The organism is Anoxybacillus amylolyticus, from assembly GCF_001634285.1.
Classification (GTDB): Bacteria; Bacillota; Bacilli; order Bacillales; family Anoxybacillaceae; genus Anoxybacteroides; species Anoxybacteroides amylolyticum.
This window is the reverse complement of sequence record NZ_CP015439.1, coordinates 37,805-58,839: the sequence shown is the minus strand read 5'-3', so window position 1 is coordinate 58,839 and position 21,035 is coordinate 37,805. Positions and strand designations below refer to the sequence as shown.

The following is a 21,035-nucleotide window of genomic DNA, read 5'->3' as shown; positions in this document are numbered from 1 at the left end:
GGGAAGATGGAACATATGAACCAACTGCTCAGCCGCCTGCTTCATCGGCAAGATTTCCGAAAGCGCTACGAACAACTAAAGCAACAAGTGCTCTCCCACCGCGAAGTCCAAGCGTTTTTGCGTGCAAATAAAGAAAAAATAACCGAAGACATTCTCGACCGTAGCCTTGTGAAGCTGTACGAATTTATGGAGCAAACGACAAACTGCCAGCGGTGTTCGAGTTTAGAATCATGCCAAAATTTGTTGAAAGGATATCATCCACGTCTCATTTGGCAAGGAAATGCAATTGACGTTCAGTACGACCGCTGCCCTACAAAAGTGAAGTACGATGAGCGCAAACGGCAAGAAGCATTAATTCAAAGTTTATTTGTCCCTAGGGAAATTTTGCAAGCTTCGTTATCAGACGTTGATTTGACTGATGAAGGACGAATGAAGGCGATTGAATTAGCAGAAACGTTCGTTTCTACCTATAACCCAGGGAAGAAAATGAAAGGACTATATTTATACGGCTCATTTGGTGTTGGCAAAACGTACATTCTTGGTGCGATTGCGAACGCATTAGCGAAAAAAAATATTGCGTCCCTTATCGTGTATGTACCTGAGTTTTTCCGTGAGCTTAAAAGTTCGCTTCACGACCAGACGATTAATGAAAAGCTAGAATACGTGAAAAAAGTGCCAGTGCTTATGCTTGATGACATCGGTGCAGAATCGATGTCAAGCTGGGTACGTGACGATTTATTAGGGCCGATTTTACAATACCGGATGTTAGAAAATTTGCCGACTTTCTTTACATCGAATTTTGACTTGCAGCAACTTGCCCATCATTTAACATATTCGCAACGAGGCGAAGAGGAACAAATGAAAGCGGCGCGCATTATGGAGCGCATCCGTTATTTAGCGCAGCCTGTCGAAATTAAAGGGCGAAACCGCCGCATGGAAACATAGCTGCAACCTGCTTTTTCTAATTCTAAATGAGGCTGTCCCCCCATATATATAGAACAAGCATTCACTGATAAAGGGGGGACGACATTGATCAAAATTTATTTTGAACAACACAATGAGCTAGAAAAATTCATTTGCTTGTTGCAAGCAGACGCTAACCCGCTCTTTAGCTGTGAGCATAGCGACGATCGGGTAGTGGCGATTCATCTAGTGCAAGAGGAAGAAAAAGGATTGGCTGCGGTTGCACGAGCGGTTGCTCAGTTTATTTTGCATTTTATGGAAGACCGGCTATTATTATCGATTATTTCAGGTACGTTTTATTATAATGACGAAGAAGAACAGCAACAAATTTTGCAGCTTGCCCATTCTTTTCTTGACGGGGAAAGGCATGACTATCGAACTGGAAAAAAGCACAGACAGTCGCGTGAGGCGCTTATTATGGACGCGCTATTGCCGTTTTTAAAAGACGGGCTTTCCTTTTCTTTAGCATCGTTCGTGACGTTTCGATTAAAACCGTATATCCAATTACTTTCCCATTATGTCGAACTAGCAATTGATGAGTACAAATTAGAGCAGGAATATCAAACGTTTGTGCAGCTATTGCGCGACTATGTTGCCGTGCGTGAGACAAAATGGTCAGTTGTCCATCTTGTTCATCGTCCGCCAGAATTTTTCTTTTTTGACGCACAGTTTCGTTATGTCCCTAAGACAGAGCTGAAACAATGGATTGACCGAAAGCTAGTTAACCAGCCGATGTATATTGACGCTACCGTCTTAGCGCCCCTCGTGTCGCTTGCGCCAAAGACGATTTACGTTTATACGGACGAGCCGGATGATGGTATGCTTCAAACGTTGCAAAATGTATTTCAAGAGCGGCTTCGCTTTTTCCCAAGTCAAGCATTCCGCCGTTCCCTGCCGGTAGAGTGACTTGATTTTTCCACACTCTCATTTTATAATTAAGTACATAATGGATCGATGGAAAAGTGATGATGAGGACATGGGTGTATTTTTACGGTTTCCAGAGAGGGAAGGCTAGGCTGGAACCTTCCTAACACGAAGAATGCACTTACCACCTCGGAACTTCACCTGTGAAAGGCTTGTGTGAGTAATAGGTGACGGAGAAGGCGCCGTTATGCTATTCGAGCCATCGCTGTTCGCGATGGGAAGAAGGGTGGAACCACGAAACAAACTCGTCCCTTGTGTGAGGGAGGAGTTTTTTTATTTAGCAAAAAGGAGTGAAAATTATGTCAGAAGTAGTGAAAATTACGTTTCCGGATGGAGCGGCAAAGGAGTTTCCAAAAGGGATTACGACCGAAGAAATTGCTGCTTCGATTAGCCCGGGACTAAAGAAAAAAGCGATTGCTGGAAAGCTAAACGATCGGTTAGTTGATTTGCGGACGCCAATTACGGAAGACGGGTCAATTTCCATTATTACACAAGAGATGCCAGAGGCGCTGGACATTTTGCGTCATAGCACGGCCCATTTAATGGCACAGGCGATTAAACGGTTGTATAAGAATGTAAAACTTGGCGTTGGTCCTGTCATTGAAAACGGTTTTTATTACGATATTGACATGGAAGAGTCGTTGACACCAGAAGACCTCCCGAAAATCGAACAAGAAATGCGGAAAATTGTCAAAGAAAACTTAGAAATTATCCGTAAAGAAGTAAGCCGAGAAGAAGCAATTCAACGATATGAAGAAATCGGCGATCATTTGAAAATTGAATTAATTCACGACATCCCAGAAGGCGAAATCGTTTCGATTTATGAACAAGGGGAATTTTTTGACCTTTGCCGCGGCGTTCATGTCCCATCGACAGGAAAAATTAAAGAGTTTAAGCTTCTAAACATCGCAGGAGCATATTGGCGTGGCGACAGCAACAATAAAATGCTGCAGCGCATTTATGGGACGGCGTTCTTTACAAAAGAAGCGCTCGATGAATACCTTCGCCTCTTGCAAGAAGCGAAAGAACGTGACCATCGCAAGCTAGGAAAAGAGCTAGAGCTGTTTACCACATCGCAAAAAGTAGGACAAGGATTGCCGCTTTGGCTGCCAAAGGGGGCGACGATTCGCCGCACGATTGAGCGCTATATCGTCGACAAAGAGCTAGAGCTTGGTTACCAACATGTTTACACACCAGTGCTTGGCAGCGTGGAGCTATATAAAACGTCCGGGCATTGGGATCATTATAAAGACGGCATGTTCCCACCGATGGAAATGGATAATGAACAACTCGTGCTTCGTCCGATGAACTGTCCACACCATATGATGATTTACAAAAACAAAATTCATAGCTATCGGGAGTTGCCGATCCGCATCGCCGAATTGGGAACGATGCATCGCTATGAAATGTCTGGGGCGTTGACCGGCTTGCAACGTGTACGGGGAATGACACTAAACGATGCACACATTTTTGTCCGTCCAGATCAAATTAAGGACGAATTCAAGCGCGTCGTCAACTTAATTCTTGAAGTGTATAAAGATTTTGGGCTTGATGACTATTCCTTCCGTCTGTCATATCGCGACCCGCAAGATAAAGAAAAATATTACGATGACGATGCGATGTGGGAAAAAGCGCAAAAGATGTTGCGTGAAGCCATGGACGAGCTAGGACTTGACTATTATGAAGCAGAAGGCGAAGCGGCGTTTTACGGTCCGAAATTAGACGTGCAAGTGCGAACAGCGCTCGGAAAAGACGAAACGCTGTCAACGGTTCAGCTCGATTTCTTATTGCCGGAACGCTTTGATTTAACATACATCGGCGAAGATGGCAAGCCTCACCGTCCGGTTGTCATTCACCGCGGGGTTGTATCGACGATGGAGCGGTTTGTGGCGTTCCTTATCGAAGAATATAAAGGAGCGTTCCCGACATGGCTTGCGCCGGTGCAAGTGGAAGTCATTCCGGTGTCGCCTGTCGTGCATGTTGACTATGCGTACAAAGTAAAAGAAGCGCTTCAAGCACAAGGATTCCGAGTGGAAGTCGATGAGCGAGATGAAAAAATCGGCTATAAAATTCGTGAAGCACAAATACAAAAAATTCCATATATGCTGGTAGTCGGAGATAACGAAATGAAAGAAGGAACGGTCAACGTCCGCAAATACGGGGAACAAAAAAGCGAAACGATGGCGCTTAACGACTTTATCGCAACGTTAAAAAGAGAAGCGCGGCGTTAACCGAAACTGCGGAAGTTTCTTCCGCAGTTTTTAAAAAAATAGTTGTCAATGACAATAACATTGGGTATAATGAAACATGTTGTGCAAAAGCAGGCAATAAACAAATATTGACATGCTGCTTCCAACATGGTATACTACATAAGTCGAATAGAATACTTGTTTGTGACAAAAGCAGAAGCACCCGCTTCTCACCTAGCTGACGCCATTAGCAGCTGTTGGCAGGTTGTTACGGTTCGGTTATAGAGCGTAATGAGCGTGGGTGTCGTATGCACCCACGTTTTTTATTTGGAAAGGGTGCTAAAAACCAAACAAGTGATTCGGAAAAAACCTTGGAGGTGGCTAGTTATTAGCAAAGATTTTATCGTTAACGAAGGCATTCGTGCACGTGAAGTTCGTTTAATTGACCAAAATGGCGAACAATTAGGCATTAAATCAAAACAAGAGGCATTAGAAATTGCTGCAAGACTGAACCTTGATTTGGTGATGGTGGCGCCAAATGCGAAACCACCGGTATGTCGCATTATGGACTACGGCAAATTCCGCTTCGAGCAACAAAAGAAAGAAAAAGAAGCGCGCAAAAAGCAAAAAGTCATTAATGTCAAAGAAGTGCGCTTAAGCCCGACGATTGAAGAGCACGATTTTAACACGAAGCTCCGCAACGCACGTAAATTCCTCGAAAAAGGGGATAAAGTGAAAGCGACGATTCGCTTTAAAGGACGGGCAATTACGCATAAAGAAATCGGTCAACGTGTATTAGACCGTTTTTCTGAAGCATGCGCTGATATTAGTGTCGTGGAATCGGCACCAAAAATGGACGGCCGCAGCATGTTTTTAGTGTTAGCGCCGAAAAACGATAAATAATCGAACGAGGAGGATACACCTTATGCCAAAAATGAAAACACATAAAGGCTCTGCAAAGCGTTTTAAAAAGACGGGCACTGGGAAATTAAAACGTTCTCATGCATTTACTAGCCATTTATTCGCTAACAAAACACAGAAACAAAAACGCAAACTTCGCAAAGCAACGCTTGTATCTTCTGGCGACTTCAAACGCATTCGTCAATTGCTTGACAACGTAAAATAATGATCATTCGTAGGAGGGAATATACATGCCACGTGTAAAAGGCGGAACAGTAACGCGCAGACGTCGTAAAAAAATTCTTAAACTTGCAAAAGGTTATTTCGGTTCTAAACATCGTTTATATAGAGTCGCAAACCAACAAGTAATGAAATCATTAATGTACGCATATCGCGACCGTCGTCAACGGAAACGCGATTTCCGCAAACTTTGGATTACGCGTATTAACGCAGCAGCGCGCATGAACGGTCTTTCTTACAGCCGTTTAATGCATGGGTTAAAGCTTGCGGGCGTAGAAGTGAACCGTAAAATGCTTGCAGACTTAGCAGTAAACGATGCTGCAGCGTTTACACAACTCGCAAACATCGCAAAAGAAAACCTAAATAAATAAGCAATGAATGGCCATTCTCTTAAGAGAATGGTCATTTTTTAAAGGGGGAGAGTACATGGACATTCAACGTCTATACACAATGCAACGGCAGCTAGATGAGCGAATTGAAACAGAGCGCGGATTAAAAGGACAAAATCTCGTGGAGCGCAAACTGTTGGCGCTTTTAGTCGAAGTGGGAGAACTCGCGAACGAAACGCGCTGCTTTAAATTTTGGAGCTCGAAACCGCCTGCTCCGCAAGAAATCGTTCTTGAAGAATATGTAGACGGTCTGCATTTTATTTTATCGCTTGGGTTAGATCTTCAGTTGGAAGAGCGCGTGGAGTGGCCGGACATCCAAGCAAGCAAACCGCTTGTTGAACAGTTTCTCAACGTTTTCCAAGCGATTCACTTATTTGAACAGGCACTAAGCATAGAAACGTACGAAGCGTTGTTGCGCTCGTATGCAGCGCTTGGGCATGCGCTGCAATTTACGCCGGAACAAATTGAACAAGCATACATCGCAAAAAATGAAGTAAATCATGAACGGCAAACGCAAAATTATTAACCAATTTTTGTACATAGGCGATTGTTTTCGGTATAATGGGGAAGAGATGGTGAAAGGGGTTTGAAAATGGCAAAGTTAGATCCGACGTTGCAAATGTTAAAAGAACTAACGGACGCTAAAGGCGTACCAGGCAATGAACGTGAAGCGCGGGAAGTGATGAAAAAATACATCACTCCTTATGCCGATGAAGTGACGACAGACGGGCTTGGCAGCTTAATTGCGAAAAAGGTCGGGAACGAAAACGGTCCAAAAATTATGGTTGCTGGTCATTTGGATGAAGTGGGCTTTATGGTGACGCAAATTGATGAAAAAGGGTTTATTCGCTTTCAACCACTTGGTGGCTGGTGGGGACAAGTGATGCTTGCCCAGCGTGTGACAATCATGACGAAAAATGGCGACATTACCGGTGTCATCGGCTCGAAGCCGCCGCATATTTTACCGCCGGAAGCGCGCAAGAAACCCGTCGAAATCAAAGATATGTTCATTGACATCGGTGCATCAAGCCGTGAGGAAGCGCTTGCTTCGGGCGTGCGCCTAGGCGATTCGATCGTTCCATATTTCGAGTTTACCGTCATGAACAACGAAAAAATGTTGCTCGCCAAAGCATGGGATAACCGTATCGGCTGTGCGATTGCGATCGACGTCTTGAAACAGCTAAAAGATGTCGACCATCCAAATGTCGTATATGGCGTTGGTACCGTTCAAGAAGAAGTGGGCTTGCGCGGGGCGAAAACAGCGGCGAACGTCATTCAGCCGGACATTGCGTTTGCCGTTGATGTCGGCATTGCCGGCGATACGCCGGGTGTGTCGGAAAAAGAAGCGATGGGCAAGCTCGGTGCCGGTCCGCACATCGTCTTATACGATGCAACGCTTGTGTCGCATAAAGGGTTGCGTGAATTTGTCATCGATGTTGCCGAAGAGTTACATATTCCGTATCATTTTGATGCGATGCCGGGTGGCGGCACAGACGCCGGTGCGATTCATCTAACGGCAAGCGGTGTTCCGGCGCTAACGATTGCGATTCCGACGCGCTACATCCATTCCCATGCAGCGATGCTTCATCGTGACGACTATGAACATACGGTGAAGTTGCTTGTTGAAGTGATCAAGCGGCTAGATGCGAAAAAGGTGCAGGAAATTACGTTTGATTAACAAAACGGGGGAAGTGGTTGTCACTTCCCCTTTGTTCATTGCTTTACTGCTTGTTCTAGCGTCGAAAGCATTGTTTCTTTTTGTTGCTCATCGGAATGGTTCCAAATCGCTTCAAACAACACGCCAAGACCTGGCAAATATTTTTCCTCGCCGCGCTCAATCGCATCGACAATCGTATCCTCTAACTGCTCTTTCGTATTATTGGCGACATTCGTCATAATCGCATGGCGCAAGTTTAAATTCATGTCTGTTCACCTCACTTTATGTATTACACGTTTATTTTTGGCGCGCTTTTCGGTTATTATGTATAGAGAAAGAAGTGGAAAGGAAGAAAACGAATTGAAACGCATTGAATCAACGAAAAATCCGCAAGTGAAGCAATGGAAAAAATTGCTCACGAAAAAAGAACGCGAGAAAACGGAACTATTTTTAGTGGAAGGGTTCCATTTAGTCGAAGAAGCTTTAAAAAGCAATATCGTTGAACTCCTTATTGTAGCAGAAACGAAAACGATTCCGACAAGCTGGAAGGTAGATCATATTCCGGTGGTGATTGTCACGGAAGCGGTGATTGGCGAACTGAGCGATACGGAAACACCACAAGGAATTGTTGCAGTATGCAGGCACCTCCAGTGGAACGTCGCTGATGTACAAACAGCATTGTTCATCGACGCCGTACAAGATCCGGGGAATGTAGGAACGATTATTCGCACTGCCGATGCGGCAGGAATAGACGCTGTTGTCGTCGGAGAAGGAAGCGTCGATATATATAACGCAAAAGTGATTCGTGCAACACAAGGTTCGTTGTTTCATTTCCCTGTGATAAAAGGAGATATTGGACAATGGATTGCCCGCTTTCAAAATAGGCATATTCCGATTTATGGAACATCACTTCAACATGGGGTAGACTATCGCTCGGTTGCTCCTTCGTCATCATTTGCATTAATTGTTGGCAACGAAGGAAGCGGAGTGAGTGAGCAATGGATAAAACAGACGACAGCGAATTTATACGTTCCGATTTATGGAAAAGCGGAATCATTAAACGTCGCCATTGCGACAGGTATTTTACTGTATCATTTACAGAAAAAATAAACGTATGTTTGCATGATTACCTTGCACCTGATGGCACATTTGCTTATAATAAATGAAGAATTTCATGAAGAAAAAAACGATGATCGAGAAGAGTAGCTTGCCGCTCGCCATCCAGGGAGAAAACGCCATAGACTGGGAGCGTTTTTATGGTCGAGGCAAGTGAATTCACCTCGGGAGTTGACGCTTGGACCATTTTGTGCGTGCAAAATGTAAAGGCGTTCCGGTGAACAGCCGTTATTAGAAGGAAGTGAGCCGTGCTTATCGCATAGCTAACAAGGGTGGTACCGCGAGTGCACTCGTCCCTTATCCAAGGGGCGAGTTTTTTATTTTTATAGATAAGAGGAGGGTTTTTTGTGAAAGAACGGTTACAACAGCTTCAACAAGAAGCGCTCGTTCAAATTGAGCAAGCAGCCGATTTAAAAACGTTAAACGATGTGCGCGTCGCATATCTCGGCAAAAAAGGCCCAATTACAGAAGTGCTGCGCGGCATGGGAGCATTGTCTCCTGAAGAGCGTCCTGTGATGGGAGCGCTTGTGAACGAAGTACGCGAAGCGATTCAAACGGCGTTAGAAGCGAAGCAAGTAAAACTTGAACAAGAAGAAGTGGAGAAAAAATTAGCGAAAGAAGCGATTGACGTCACGCTTCCAGGACGACCAGTGAGACGCGGCAACCATCATCCGTTAACGCGCGTCATTGAAGAAATTGAAGATTTATTTATCGGTATGGGCTATACGATTGCCGAAGGACCAGAAGTCGAGCAAGACTACTACAACTTTGAAGCGCTCAATTTGCCAAAAGGCCATCCGGCGCGAGACATGCAAGATTCGTTTTATATTACGGAAGAGATTTTATTGCGTACCCATACCTCGCCGGTGCAGGCGCGGACGATGGAAAAACATCAAGGACGCGGTCCGGTGAAAATCATTTGCCCAGGAAAAGTGTATCGCCGCGACAACGACGATGCGACACATTCGCATCAATTTACGCAAATTGAAGGGCTTGTCGTCGACGAAAACGTTCGCATGAGCGACTTAAAAGGAACGTTGCGCGAGTTTGCCCGCAAAATGTTCGGCGAAGACCGCGACGTTCGCTTCCGCCCAAGCTTTTTCCCATTTACCGAGCCGTCTGTCGAAGTTGATGTATCGTGCTTCAATTGCGGTGGACATGGCTGTAGCGTATGTAAAGGAACAGGATGGATTGAAATTTTAGGGGCTGGTATGGTGCATCCGAACGTGTTAGAAATGGCTGGATTTGACTCAAAAAAATATACAGGGTTTGCGTTCGGCATGGGTCCAGAGCGTATTGCGATGTTGAAATACGGCATTGACGATATTCGTCATTTTTATCAAAACGATCTTCGTTTCTTGCAACAATTCCATCGGGTGTAAAGGGAGGTTTAATGGATGTTCGTTTCATATAAATGGCTACAGGAATATGTCGATTTAACAGGCATAACCGCAAAAGAGTTGGCGGACCGCATTACGAAAAGCGGAATTGAAGTAGAAAGTGTGGAAGTGCTAAATAAAGGAGCACAAGGGGTTGTCGTTGGACATGTCATCGAGCGTGAACAACATCCAAATGCCGATAAACTAAGCAAATGTTTAGTCGATATCGGAGAAGGAGAGCCGGTGCAAATTATTTGCGGGGCGCCAAACGTCGCAAAAGGACAAAAGGTCGCTGTCGCCAAAGTCGGGGCTGTTTTGCCAGGCAATTTGAAAATTAAACGTGCGAAATTGCGCGGCGAAGAATCAAACGGAATGATTTGTTCTTTGCAAGAGCTTGGCATCGAATCGAAATTAGTGCCAAAACAATACGCCGACGGCATTTTCGTCTTCCCAAGCGATGCGCCAGTTGGTGTGGATGCGCTTGAACTGCTTAATTTGGACGACGAAGTATTAGAATTAGGCTTAACGCCAAACCGCGCTGATTGTTTAAGCATGATTGGCGTCGCTTATGAAGTGGCGGCGATTTTAGGGAGGAGCGTGAAGCTGCCGGCAATCGAACTTCACGAAAACAGCGAAAGTGTTCAAGATTACATTTCCGTACGCGTTGACGCTCCGGAAGACAATCCGTTATACGCGGGACGTATTGTAAAAAACGTCAAAATCGGTCCATCGCCGCTTTGGATGCAAACGCGTTTAATGGCAGCCGGCATTCGACCGCATAATAACGTCGTTGATATTACGAACTATATTTTACTTGAGTACGGCCAGCCGCTTCATGCGTTTGACTACGACCGCCTCGGTTCAAACGAAATTGTCGTCCGCCGCGCAAAAGCCAGCGAAACGATTGTGACGCTTGATGATGTAGAGCGCACGATCACAGAAAACCATCTCGTCATTACGAACGGCAGCGTACCAGTGGCGTTAGCCGGTGTCATGGGCGGAGCAAACTCCGAAGTGCAAGACGATACGACAACGGTGTTTATTGAATCGGCTTATTTTACAAGCCCGGTCATTCGCCAGGCGGTCAAAGACCACGGATTGCGCAGCGAGTCGAGCACACGGTTTGAAAAAGGCATCGACCCAGCGCGCACGAAAGAAGCGCTTGACCGTGCAGCCGCATTGATGGCGGAATACGCAGGCGGCGAAGTCGTTGGTGGCGTTGTCGAAGTGAACACGTGGCAGCCAAAAGATGTCGTTGTCACGATTACGTTAGATCGTATTAATCGCGTGCTTGGCACATCAATTAAGAAAGAAGAAGTCGCAGGCATTTTAACGAACTTGCAATTTACATTCACAGAAGATCACGGAACGTTTACGATTACCGTTCCATCGCGCCGTCGCGATATTGCTATCGAAGAAGACATCATCGAAGAAGTAGCGCGTTTATACGGATACGATCATTTGCCAGCAACGCTTCCAGTCGGGGAAGTAAACCCAGGCAAGCTGACGCCATATCAAGCAAAGCGCCGCCACGTGCGCCGTTATTTAGAAGATGTCGGTCTGTTCCAAGCGATTACGTACTCGCTTACAAATGAAGCAAAAGCGGCGATGTTTGCGCTTGAAACGGCGGAACCGATCCGTCTCGCTCTTCCAATGAGTGAAGAACGCAGCGTCTTGCGGCAAAGTTTAGTGCCGCACTTATTGGAAGCGGCAAGCTACAACCGCGCTCGCCAAGTCGAAAACGTCGCGCTATACGAAATCGGCTCGGTATATTTAGCAACGAATGAACACGAGTTGCCAAACGAAAAAGAGCGGTTAGCCGGCGTCTTGACAGGTGTATGGCATGCGCACTTATGGCAAGGCGAGAAAAAAGCGATCGATTTTTATGTCGTCAAAGGAATTCTTGATGGATTATTCCATATGCTTGGCTTAGAAAACCGCATGGAATATAAGCAAGCAAAACGCGAGCATCTTCACCTAGGACGAACAGCAGAAATTTTATTAGATGACAAGACAATCGGCTTTATCGGCCAACTTCATCCGGTCGTGCAAAAAGAGTATGATTTAAAAGAAACGTACGTATTCGAATTAGCGTTGACAGATTTATTACATGCGGAAGTTGAAGACATTCGTTATTCGCCAATCCCTCGCTTCCCGTCGATCACGCGCGACATCGCCCTTGTTGTCGATGAACATATTATTGCAGGTGATTTGCAAAAAGCGATTATCGCAGCAGGCGGTGAACTATTAAAAGACGTATCCATTTTCGACGTCTACAAAGGAGACCGTCTTCCAGAAGGCAAAAAATCGATCGCCTTCTCGCTCCGTTACTACGACCCAGAGCGGACATTGACGGACGAAGAAGTAACAAACGTTCACGAACAAGTCATCAAAGCCGTCGAACAACAATTCGGCGCCACATTGCGCGGGTAAAACGAAACCCCCATCTGATGCACGAGCATTGGATGGGGGTTTTTACTTGTGAACGTCCTCATCAGATCGGTGAGGGCGTTTTCTTTTTGAAATCCGCCATCTCGTGTCGGTATCCGACAAAAAAAATGGCGGGGTTCGACACCATGTTGGCGGTGAAGAAGAAAGAGAGAAGGGATATAATTGAGGGGAGAGGAGGGGGATGTATTATGAAAAAGTCCTGCGGTAATATGTCAAGGTGAAAAATCATCGAAATTGGAAATTCATTTTCTCCTGTTGGTGGAAAAACATCGCCGGATGCCAACTTGTAGACCGAAGTGGCTTCCATCCCGATGAGAATTTCGGATGGTTAGCGCTTGTTTGCCCACAGGAGGATTTGATCGCGAAGGAAGGTAGCGCCAAGGAGATGGTTGTCTGTCTTGAATTGCGCGCATGTGTTTCCTTCTTGATCCGTAATGCATGTGTGTAAGTCGGTTGAGCTCACGTCAATCCCGATGTAGAGTTTCATGAGATCACCTCCAATCATGGTAGGATCGTGGGGGGGGACTTTTCGGGATGCCCCCGGATCGCGCCTGTTGACCCGTCACCCTCGTGTATGAGAACTCACGTTGGGACAGGGGCTGCCTAGAAGCTGCTCCTTCCAGCATGGGAAACCAAAGGGAACAGCCTGCAGGTTAGACGTCCGAACAGGAGCCGGGGAGACAGACTTTACAAGTAGTCAAAGCTACAGGAGAGAGAAGAGTGTCCCTGATGATCCTTAAGACCATTATCCAGGAACATCGCGAAAAGTCCAATCCTGATGTGGTGCGACCCACGTGTGAGAGGCGCACCCCTCCCCCGTGGGCAAGTCATTCAAGAATATGCGATTGTCAAGGAGCATATCCAACTGGAAATTCGATTAAAAAATCTTTCTAAACATACTATAATAGGAGGAATAAAATTGAAAAAAATAAAAACTTTGTTGTTGAGTTTGGTGTTCCTTTTCTCATTATTTTCTTTCAACGATTTTAGTTCTGCAAAACAAGTACATGATGGCTCAAAAACTGAAAAACTAACAAAGCTAGAAAAAAGTTTTTTAAAAGATGTAACAGGGCATACTGAAGAAGAAATAGATATGTTACCTTTAGAAATCGCAAAGCAACTAGTTAAAGATAAAGCTGTCATCCAAGATTCAAAAACTGAAACATTTTTTTTTGAAGAAAATGCAGGAAACGTAGAAAATGAGGAAAATACTTCTGGTACTCTTATAACGATGGGTACAATTTCATCCTCAACGATGACATTAGCGGGTACAGTTTATAAAGTGACTTCCGATCGGTCAGGTTACGATAAATTTTATATTTACGGTAATTTTCGATGGCTAAAATCTCCCTTTTACGAACTTGTAGATAAAATGACTTTCGGTTTTCCTTCGAGTGCAGGATTTTTCCTCCCAACTAGTGATGGGGCAATAACACAACATCAACATAGATATAGTCAAGATCCACAAGGTAATGGAACATGGGTAGATTATGCAATTGATTACACACCTAGTGACTGGGAACCAAATGCTGGGGTTGCTGGTGAATTTGATTTAAGGAGCTCTACAGAGTTTTCTTTACACAAAGGATATATGGGACAATATGTCTATGTACCAACATCAAGAAATGGTACAATCAATATTAAAATTGAATACGGACACGCAAAATATGTGGGTCAACCTAGTGTATCAGTATTTCCAGCAGGACTATCAATAACTCCATCATCTTCTGTAGATACTGCTTCCTACGCTCTAACATTAACTTATTAATAAATTTAAAAACTCTTACGTTTGTTACACTATTAAAATATAGTGAGAAAAGGGGGATAAAATGGAGTTTCTATACCTAATTACTCTACCAATAATTGGTTCTCTGTGGTTTTTAAATTTCACGATTTTTTTTAAAAGATTAAACAGTAATGGAAATACACGCAATCAAACAATATTAGGTGTTCTGCTAACCTTTATATTTATTTTTGTATTTGCGTACGGTTATTTGGCAACACATTAATAATTTATCCTCCATGTATAAAAAAGGGAATAAATATTTATAACGGCTCTTCACCACAAGTTGTACTTGATAGTTTAAGGTAGGTGTGCACGGAGAAAATAGAGGGTACAAAAAATGCGAATTTTCCTGTATGGTAAAGGTGACCGAACCAAACCATTGGAGGAAAATTCGCATGTACTCTCAGTTTATCAAAGAACTCATCGATTTACCAGATGTTTTGATTCAAAAGGTGCGAAAAGAAGGAGAACACTGGATTTTCGAACTTTCTCTTCCCGAACAATGTCCGTTATGTCCTGTCTGCTTGCAATGCACGACAAAAATGACTCGCAAAACAGGCGTGTTGATTAACCAATAAAAACCAGTTGACATCGCTTTATTCCTAGCTTTTCTGCCGTTGTCGGCACTTTGCCGACTGGGAGTATTAGCATGCCCTCCTCGAACAATGAACGCTTTGCGGGCAAATGACATTTGCCCGCCGGCGTTTCTTGTTCGAGGAAAGAGGCAGAAAAGCTTGTGTTCAGCTATATGATTCTGTGTTTTTTAGTAAAATAGTGGATAATCAACATTCGTGATGTAAATTAGCACTTTATTTCGGAACAAAATGGTCATTTTTTTGCAAACTCAAACTGGTTTTTGTGCCGTTCCCAGCGTCATTCCTACTCTGCAAAAACAGGGAAAATCGGTTAGCGAATCGTTGCAAAGACTTCTAAACGAGAAATCTCTTCAAACGATTCTCTATTCCTCCTAGGACATTTTCGATATCTAGCGCCCACATTAACAGATGAAGAAGTAACAAACGTTCACGAACAAGTCATCAAAGCGGTCGAACAACAATTTGGCGCCACATTGCGCGGGTAAAACTCCCCCCATCTGATGCACGGGCATTGGATAGGGGCTTAATTGTTAACGTCCTCATCGAATGTATAAGGGCGTTTTTGTCTAGTCCGCCAAAATTGGCGGGCGAACCGTCAAAAAATGGCGGGGTTCCGGCACAAGTTGGCGGTGAAGAATGGAAAAAAGTGAAGTATCCTGAATCCGTGATGAATTGAAATCGACTTTGATTTCGATGATGTTTTAGTGGGTATATCATCCATCAACCCCTTTTTATGTTTGTTACCCACGTCATCTTTATTCTCAGAAATGAAACAAATCTCTTTTTTGGGGATGTAAACCAAAAAGAAAAAACACCTGAATCCGTGATGAATTGAAATCGACTTTGATTTCGATGATGTTTTAGTGGGTATATCATCCATCAACCCCTTTTTATGTTTGTTACCCACGTCATCTTTATTCTCAGAAATGAAACAAATCTCTTTTTTGGGGATGTAAACCAAAAAGAAAAAACAAAAAAGGACAGGGAGTCGAGATGGATATAAAGAATCGAACGATTGTTCGTTACCTTCCTTCTCTCCATTTCATGTAAACGTTCAGAAGCGGCTCGCTATAGCCACTCCTTCGCGTCAACTTCATCCATATCTGTCGCGATCGGCGTACGAGTCGACCTGCCATCGTGATCACTGTCTGAATGATCGTCTTGATGCGGCGGCGTCTCACTTTGTGATGTAACGGATGGCGTGGATCGCTTAATATGTCTTGCCCGATCAGACGAAGAAGATTGTAAACCAATGCCCCGATGACCAAAACGAGCGCATTCGTTTTCATCTTCCCAGACGGAAGTCGCTCTAAATCGAGATCGCTCTTGAGTTCGCTATGAAACTGCTCGCATGTCGCATGGTCGTGGTACAACGCGAGTATATCTTGCATATGCATGTGGTCATACCCTTCTAAGCGCACCCAATAGCTTTCGACTTCGTAATCAGGAACGAAAAGCAACTGTCCATTTCGTTCCATCGTCCGTTCGGTCACTTGGGTGACTTGGAAGTACGTATGCGTGTTTCCATCGATCGTCATCGTTTGCGGAAGGCATAGCTCGTATGTTTGCACCCCTTCCGTGGAGTCGTCCGTGCGCTTGCCTTTTTGCGAAGCGATTGGAAACCAAAGGGCTTTCGATTCTCGGCGCAAGTTCCGTTTGATGACAAAATCCACGCCTTCTTCGAGGCACACGCGCACATTCGCTTCTGCATCGTTTCCTGCATCCATGCGAACAAGCAGACGAGATGAGGTGAGCGCACGTGCCCGATGGATGGCAGTGGTTAAAAACGACGGCATTCCATCTTGTACGTGTTGTTTTCCTGGGCGCAGCTCCGCGTGGACGATATATCCTTCTTTTCCTGCATACGCAAACAATGGCGTAAAGCCGTCAAATCCTTTATACGTCCGACTGACTCCTTCCTTTTTCGTGTCGGAGTTGTCAAACGGGGAGCCATCTAAATCCAGGGGAACCCATGTCGTCTTTTGTTTTGTCCAACAAGGGGACAAGGTCGCTTGTCGTCGCCTCAATAGGCGCATCGATTCCTCCCAAAGAATCGTGTCTGTCATCGGAAGACAGGCGAGCTGATCCAGTCGCTGCCGTAAAGTCGGAGAGGAAGGCACGTGTTCGATGCCCAGCGATGTCGCAAATAGATCATCATGACGATACGCTTCGATATGATCGAAATCCGTTTTTCCTGTGGCAAGCAAACCGATCATCGAGCGAATGACATCACCATGAGAGATGTGAACATCTCGGCGCACCTGCGGAAGCCGAAGGACGTTTAACCGTTTGTCGAGTTTCGTTTGATGAAGCAAGTAGCCAACGAGGGCAAGCCCAGCACTTGGGGTGATCGCTTCATCTGTCCATACAAACCGAATCGGAAAATCTTTCATGAAATTCACCTACTTGATGAAGAGTCATAAACGTCGTTTTCCCTTATCGTACCAACGGTTTGCGACCATTGTAAAGATGTTTTGCCACGGATTCAGGAAGTATAATTAAACTATCAAAACGAAAGGAGGAATTTTCAAAATGATTCGTCAATTGTTCAGTGTAGCAGTAGCGGTAATGCTTGTTGGAGGAATTTTATTTGGCATAGGAAAAGATTCATTGGCAAATTACAATCAAAAGGAGATTAATTCCTCAAAAGAATCAGGGACGATTACGCCTCAATCGATTGCATCAAAGACGAAAACGACAACGATCCAAGTTGGACAAACGATTCAGACTTTGTATGTGACAGGAACTTTTGAAACTCAGTATAGTGATGTTCATAAAAGACAACTTTTTTCGGGAGTTAAATCGATCTCCTCAAAAGCGTCTGGCAGTGGAACGTGGACACAGACAGGATATAATGCGGAATTAATTGATGGTGGTCGCACATATGTCATTACAGTGTCAGGAAAATATTCCTATAATGGTGCGACATATACGATTTCAACAATTATAGAGTTTTATTGCAATGCTAATCGTTCTATCGGATAGTAAGTGATACAAAAATTCTAATTATACAAAGAATAAATGGTGAAACTTTAGTAATGACGATCAAACAAATATTTTACCATAAAATCTGTCGAAAAGTACAAAATTTGTCGAAAAAATTTCGTTGTCCCCCCCATGAACTTTTTGTATGGTAAATTCATCAAATGTAAGACTATTTCCATTATGTTACGATTGGAGGAGCAAATCGTATGTCTTTTTGGGGTTCATTAAGCAAATGGGGGCATTCAGTCAGTAAAAAGATCGAACAGACGACAAAACATGTTGCCAACGACTTCAAAAAGGTAGAAAAGACGATTCAACAAGCAGAGAAGAAAGCGGAATCCTTCACCAAACAAATCGTAAAAGATACGATTCAAATTAGCCAAAAAGCAAAAGAAGCTTTTCAACAAGCGGAGAAAAAAATAGAAAAAACAAGCAAACACATCGCTAATGATGTAAAAAAAGCAGAGAAAGCGATACATCAAACGGTTAATCATGCGGAAAAGAAAGTGGAACAAGTAACGAAACAGGCGATCAAAGACACGGTACATATTAGTCAGAAAGCGCAAAAAGCGTTTCATGAGGCGGAAAAGAAAGCCGAACGAGTGACGAAACATATCGTTCATGATGTAAAAAAAGCTACATCTGAATCTGTTCGTTCTGTTAAACAAACGTTGAAAGATACAGAAAAAACGCTTGAACACGGTGTTCACCAACTAGAAAAGAAAGCAGGACTTGCCGTTAAACAAGCTGCTCGTAGTATAATGAACACAGGACAACATGCCGAAAAAACCGTTCTATCCGTAGCGAAACGTACAGAACAATCACGGCATAGTTTTAAGAAACATCCGATGGAAAGTACAAAAGAGTTTGTCACAGGAGCAGGGGATGCAGCGTTATCGGATATGACGTTAAACGTTGTACAAAAGCGCTCAGATTACAGTAAACATCCGACGGCATACAAAGCAGGGCAAGCGTTCGGACATGCAGTGGCAACAATCGCAGGCGTCATGGAAACGACAAGTTCTATTGCCATTAGTACAGGTGGCGTAGTACTTAACGCCACAGGAGTAGGAGCAGTCATTGGAGCACCTGCTACTGCGGTTGCCGCTGTAGGAGTGGCTCATGGGACAGGGCTTACCACCGCAGGAGGAACGGGCTTTGCGAAGAGTGCAAAAGAATTGTATCAGCAAATGAGTCGAAGTGATGGGGTTTCTGGCAGGAAAAGTACGAGAACGGAGAATGTTAACCAACTTGTCGTCAAAAACTCTGGTAGGTCAGGAAAGCAAGCAAGACTTAAAGAGATAGCAAATGATAATAAAGTTTCATCAGCATTGCGTGGCGAAATTAAACGTGATATGAATGAAATAGCAGCAGGAAAGAGGAAAAATATAAGAGTACCCCAGGGGTATGAACTTGCCCATAGAAGGGGCTATGAAGCAAGAAATGGATATGGGTATGAGCACAGCGACTTACAAATGATTAAGAATCATAGAACTCAGCATAAGCATGATGGTTATGGAAAAAAGAAGAAAAATAATGGAGAGTGATAGGATGATTAACAAGGAACTTGAAGCTGTTATAAAACTACCTGCTAATAAAAGATATGAGTACTTTATCAAGAAAGTTGTTGACTTCGAAGAGGTTTGGGGGCTATATCATGATGGTTGGGCAATATCTCAAGACGATACAGGGAAAATGTTAATGCCGTTTTGGCCAAAAAAAGAATTTGCGGAGCTTTGTTCTATTGAGGAATGGTCCGATTATACACCGAAAAGCATTGATCTAGATGAATTTATTAATGACTGGTTGCCTGGCATAAAAAAGGATGGCTATAAATTATCTATATTTTGGAATAATAATGATTCAGCTGTATTAGAAGTAGATACTCTACTTAGAGACTTGGAGACTGAATTAGAAAAGTACTGATATTTCAACAATCTTGACTGACCATATGGCCTTCAAACTCGAAAATTGCAGAGAATTACAACTTGACATGGAGATCTTTTGGGTGTGGTTAAAAAGTCCAAAAAACAGCGATATCAAGGAGCGGTTATGCTTAAAAAGCCTATCACTCCCCTTACTCCTTGTAAATTTGCTATAAGCCGAACCTCTACAGATCTCTGGTACTGTCAAAAGTTTTAAAACCGTACCCTTAATTTTTATTGATTTTATGCTGTTCTCGATAAAAAAGCTTGCCACCCCTCCTGTTTTTGGTACGATTGAGGTAACGACACACCCAAAACAAAGGAGTTGTTACCTTAATTATTAATCAAATTCCGTTGCCATTATATACATGCACTTTAAAATGATGACTTCTGTATGAACACCTTTTTCCATAGTTATACTGCTCCTAAGTATTCCTATACAAAAAGAGCGGAAATGATATGAAACGTCTTAAAATGACAAATGATCACGGCTGGACGCCTCAAACACTTCGGAAACAAGAACGGAAAATCAAAGATGCTTTGCTTCGTGCTCGAGTTACCGCCGTTCGTCTCGTCATGGAAGGGTATCTCGGAAAAGATGTCGCCAAAATGGTTCATCTATGCCGTCAATCGGTTGCCCTCTACGTCGCACGGTTTAATGAAGGGGGGGCTCGATCATTTACTCGATCGCCGCTTGCCACCTGGTCGCATGCCGTTTCTTACGGAAGAACAACAACAAGAAATCAGACAACTCGTCTTAACCATCACCCCTGTGGATGTCGGTGGGGGCATTTCTTCCTCATGAAACACACGCATGTTGCAATCTTACATCCAACAAACATATGGCGTTTCCATGTCACGCGAAGGGATTCGCAAATGGTTACATCGTATTCGCTTGTCGTGGACCCGTCCGACTGATAAGCTCGTCAAAGGGGATCCAACGCTTCAAGCTGCCTTTGAAAAAGAACTCGAGTTTATAAAAAAACGAATCACTGGGCAGATGGTTCTGCTTCATGTCGATGAGACGCATGTTCGCGCCTATCAAGCGCTTCGTACGACATGGGCAGAAGTGGGCAATCAAAAACAAGTGCCAAGCTACGGTCACCACGCTCACGTGTCCATTTTTGGTGCGGTAGACGTTCAACAAGGCGATGTCGTGTTTCATCGCGCATCATCCGCCAACGCTGAGACGTTCCTAGACGTTTTGCGCCTGTTGAAAGAGAAATATCCGGATCGATTCCTCGTGCTTGTGTTGGACAATGTACGGATTCATCATGCCAACATGGTGCAAGCATTCCTCGATGGTGAAGAAGGCGCTGCCGTTCACTTTATTTTTCTGCCACCGTATTCGCCTCATTTGAATCCGATGGAGCGGTTATGGAAGTGGCTGAAAGATGAGGTCATTGCCAACGTCTTGCATAAAGATCAAAACGACATCGCCCAGTCTATTACTCGTTTTGAACAATATGTGTTGCAGCACCCAGATGAAGTGTTGCGTCGCATCGGGTGTGCTGCGTGAACCAGAGGTTAAAATG

At 44.1% G+C, this 21,035-nt stretch carries 19 protein-coding genes, 2 pseudogenes and 3 other annotated features; of the genes and pseudogenes, 18 read left to right on the top strand and 3 right to left on the bottom strand.

Features of this window, described 5'->3' with window-relative positions; all coding sequences use genetic code 11:
* Positions 1–6: 6 nt before the first annotated feature.
* The 8 genes from dnaI (at position 7) to GFC30_RS14770 (ending at position 7,283) form a co-directional block, all read left to right on the top strand.
* Positions 7–945, top strand: a complete 939-nt coding sequence (dnaI, locus tag GFC30_RS14805) for a primosomal protein DnaI (RefSeq protein ID WP_066327573.1) — start codon at positions 7–9, stop codon at positions 943–945.
* Positions 946–1,029: 84 nt separating this feature from the next.
* A complete protein-coding gene (ytxC, locus tag GFC30_RS14800) occupies positions 1,030–1,869 on the top strand; it encodes a putative sporulation protein YtxC (protein ID WP_066327572.1) in 840 nt (279 codons plus the stop codon).
* Positions 1,870–1,919: 50 nt separating this feature from the next.
* Positions 1,920–2,143: a binding site (T-box leader), on the top strand.
* 43 nt (positions 2,144–2,186) lie between these two features.
* Positions 2,187–4,118, top strand: coding sequence for a threonine--tRNA ligase (gene thrS, locus GFC30_RS14795; RefSeq protein ID WP_066327567.1), 1,932 nt, complete (start codon positions 2,187–2,189; stop codon positions 4,116–4,118).
* 163 nt (positions 4,119–4,281) lie between these two features.
* Positions 4,282–4,408, top strand: a sequence feature (ribosomal protein L20 leader region).
* Positions 4,409–4,412: 4 nt separating this feature from the next.
* Positions 4,413–4,979, top strand: coding sequence for a translation initiation factor IF-3 (infC, locus tag GFC30_RS14790; RefSeq protein WP_238583588.1), 567 nt, complete (start codon positions 4,413–4,415; stop codon positions 4,977–4,979).
* A gap of 22 nt (positions 4,980–5,001) precedes the next feature.
* Positions 5,002–5,202, top strand: a complete 201-nt coding sequence (rpmI, locus tag GFC30_RS14785) for a 50S ribosomal protein L35 (RefSeq protein ID WP_066327566.1) — start codon at positions 5,002–5,004, stop codon at positions 5,200–5,202.
* Positions 5,203–5,227: 25 nt separating this feature from the next.
* Positions 5,228–5,587 (top strand): 50S ribosomal protein L20, encoded by a 360-nt coding sequence (gene rplT, locus GFC30_RS14780; protein WP_066327564.1) that lies wholly within the window; start codon positions 5,228–5,230, stop codon positions 5,585–5,587.
* Positions 5,588–5,642: 55 nt separating this feature from the next.
* The gene (locus GFC30_RS14775) at positions 5,643–6,131 is read left to right on the top strand and encodes a dUTP diphosphatase (protein WP_066327562.1); all 489 of its coding nucleotides are present in this window, start codon (positions 5,643–5,645) and stop codon (positions 6,129–6,131) included.
* 66 nt (positions 6,132–6,197) lie between these two features.
* Entirely contained in the window at positions 6,198–7,283 is a 1,086-nt protein-coding gene (locus GFC30_RS14770; protein ID WP_066327560.1) for a M42 family metallopeptidase, read from the top strand.
* A 35-nt stretch (positions 7,284–7,318) separates the two neighbouring features.
* Here GFC30_RS14770 and sspI read toward each other — a convergent pair whose 3' ends face one another.
* Positions 7,319–7,528, bottom strand: a complete 210-nt coding sequence (gene sspI, locus GFC30_RS14765; RefSeq protein ID WP_066327558.1) for a small acid-soluble spore protein SspI — start codon at positions 7,526–7,528, stop codon at positions 7,319–7,321.
* 94 nt (positions 7,529–7,622) lie between these two features.
* Between sspI and GFC30_RS14760 the strand changes: the two genes are divergently transcribed.
* The 3 genes from GFC30_RS14760 (at position 7,623) to pheT (ending at position 12,190) form a co-directional block, all read left to right on the top strand.
* Positions 7,623–8,372: a TrmH family RNA methyltransferase gene (locus GFC30_RS14760; RefSeq protein ID WP_066327556.1), complete on the top strand. Its 750-nt coding sequence runs from the start codon at positions 7,623–7,625 to the stop codon at positions 8,370–8,372.
* Between the two features lie 70 nt (positions 8,373–8,442).
* Positions 8,443–8,679, top strand: a binding site (T-box leader).
* A 46-nt stretch (positions 8,680–8,725) separates the two neighbouring features.
* A complete protein-coding gene (gene pheS / locus GFC30_RS14755; protein WP_066327555.1) occupies positions 8,726–9,760 on the top strand; it encodes a phenylalanine--tRNA ligase subunit alpha in 1,035 nt (344 codons plus the stop codon).
* 15 nt (positions 9,761–9,775) lie between these two features.
* Positions 9,776–12,190: a phenylalanine--tRNA ligase subunit beta gene (gene pheT, locus GFC30_RS14750; RefSeq protein ID WP_066327554.1), complete on the top strand. Its 2,415-nt coding sequence runs from the start codon at positions 9,776–9,778 to the stop codon at positions 12,188–12,190.
* 261 nt (positions 12,191–12,451) lie between these two features.
* Here pheT and GFC30_RS16990 read toward each other — a convergent pair.
* Positions 12,452–12,695 (bottom strand): annotated as a pseudogene (locus tag GFC30_RS16990) (IS110 family transposase); the annotation flags it as partial.
* 432 nt (positions 12,696–13,127) lie between these two features.
* Here GFC30_RS16990 and GFC30_RS14745 point away from each other — a divergent pair.
* Together GFC30_RS14745 and GFC30_RS14735 are read left to right on the top strand one after the other, a co-directional pair.
* Complete coding sequence (locus GFC30_RS14745) at positions 13,128–13,976, top strand: hypothetical protein (RefSeq protein WP_066327992.1); 849 nt, start codon at positions 13,128–13,130, stop codon at positions 13,974–13,976.
* A 413-nt stretch (positions 13,977–14,389) separates the two neighbouring features.
* Positions 14,390–14,548, top strand: a pseudogene (locus GFC30_RS14735) (ISL3 family transposase); the annotation flags it as partial.
* A gap of 1,064 nt (positions 14,549–15,612) precedes the next feature.
* Here GFC30_RS14735 and GFC30_RS14730 read toward each other — a convergent pair.
* Entirely contained in the window at positions 15,613–16,983 is a 1,371-nt protein-coding gene (locus GFC30_RS14730) for an IS1380 family transposase (RefSeq protein ID WP_066323190.1), read from the bottom strand.
* Positions 16,984–17,122: 139 nt separating this feature from the next.
* On the opposite strand from GFC30_RS14730, the gene GFC30_RS14725 reads away from it, so the two are divergent.
* The 5 genes from GFC30_RS14725 (at position 17,123) to GFC30_RS16725 (ending at position 21,019) form a co-directional block, all read left to right on the top strand.
* The gene (locus GFC30_RS14725) at positions 17,123–17,575 is read left to right on the top strand and encodes a hypothetical protein (RefSeq protein WP_066327548.1); all 453 of its coding nucleotides are present in this window, start codon (positions 17,123–17,125) and stop codon (positions 17,573–17,575) included.
* 206 nt (positions 17,576–17,781) lie between these two features.
* Positions 17,782–19,122, top strand: a complete 1,341-nt coding sequence (locus GFC30_RS17565) for a polymorphic toxin type 8 domain-containing protein (protein ID WP_238583586.1) — start codon at positions 17,782–17,784, stop codon at positions 19,120–19,122.
* Between the two features lie 4 nt (positions 19,123–19,126).
* The gene (locus tag GFC30_RS14715; protein ID WP_066327990.1) at positions 19,127–19,501 is read left to right on the top strand and encodes a DUF2750 domain-containing protein; all 375 of its coding nucleotides are present in this window, start codon (positions 19,127–19,129) and stop codon (positions 19,499–19,501) included.
* A 458-nt stretch (positions 19,502–19,959) separates the two neighbouring features.
* Positions 19,960–20,418 carry a helix-turn-helix domain-containing protein gene (locus GFC30_RS17880; protein ID WP_458294216.1) on the top strand — a complete coding sequence of 153 codons (459 nt, stop codon included), beginning with the start codon at positions 19,960–19,962 and terminating at the stop codon, positions 20,416–20,418.
* Positions 20,315–21,019: an IS630 family transposase gene (locus GFC30_RS16725; RefSeq protein ID WP_148660441.1), complete on the top strand. Its 705-nt coding sequence runs from the start codon at positions 20,315–20,317 to the stop codon at positions 21,017–21,019. Before GFC30_RS17880 ends, GFC30_RS16725 begins: the two co-directional genes overlap by 104 nt.
* Positions 21,020–21,035 lie beyond the last annotated feature (16 nt).

Bases quoted from the DNA above. Each gene is read 5' to 3' on its own strand.
- dnaI (WP_066327573.1), top strand. From the start codon at position 7: ATGGAACATATGAACCAACTGCTCAGCCGCCTGCTTCATCGGCAAGAT.
- thrS (WP_066327567.1), top strand. From the start codon at position 2,187: ATGTCAGAAGTAGTGAAAATTACGTTTCCGGATGGAGCGGCAAAGGAG.
- rpmI (WP_066327566.1), top strand. From the start codon at position 5,002: ATGCCAAAAATGAAAACACATAAAGGCTCTGCAAAGCGTTTTAAAAAG.
- rplT (WP_066327564.1), top strand. From the start codon at position 5,228: ATGCCACGTGTAAAAGGCGGAACAGTAACGCGCAGACGTCGTAAAAAA.
- GFC30_RS14775 (WP_066327562.1), top strand. From the start codon at position 5,643: ATGGACATTCAACGTCTATACACAATGCAACGGCAGCTAGATGAGCGA.
- GFC30_RS14770 (WP_066327560.1), top strand. From the start codon at position 6,198: ATGGCAAAGTTAGATCCGACGTTGCAAATGTTAAAAGAACTAACGGAC.
- sspI (WP_066327558.1), bottom strand. From the start codon at position 7,528: ATGAATTTAAACTTGCGCCATGCGATTATGACGAATGTCGCCAATAAT.
- pheT (WP_066327554.1), top strand. From the start codon at position 9,776: ATGTTCGTTTCATATAAATGGCTACAGGAATATGTCGATTTAACAGGC.
- GFC30_RS14730 (WP_066323190.1), bottom strand. From the start codon at position 16,983: ATGAAAGATTTTCCGATTCGGTTTGTATGGACAGATGAAGCGATCACC.
- GFC30_RS14725 (WP_066327548.1), top strand. From the start codon at position 17,123: ATGATTCGTCAATTGTTCAGTGTAGCAGTAGCGGTAATGCTTGTTGGA.
- GFC30_RS17565 (WP_238583586.1), top strand. From the start codon at position 17,782: ATGTCTTTTTGGGGTTCATTAAGCAAATGGGGGCATTCAGTCAGTAAA.
- GFC30_RS14715 (WP_066327990.1), top strand. From the start codon at position 19,127: ATGATTAACAAGGAACTTGAAGCTGTTATAAAACTACCTGCTAATAAA.
- GFC30_RS17880 (WP_458294216.1), top strand. From the start codon at position 19,960: ATGAAACGTCTTAAAATGACAAATGATCACGGCTGGACGCCTCAAACA.
- GFC30_RS16725 (WP_148660441.1), top strand. From the start codon at position 20,315: ATGTTGCAATCTTACATCCAACAAACATATGGCGTTTCCATGTCACGC.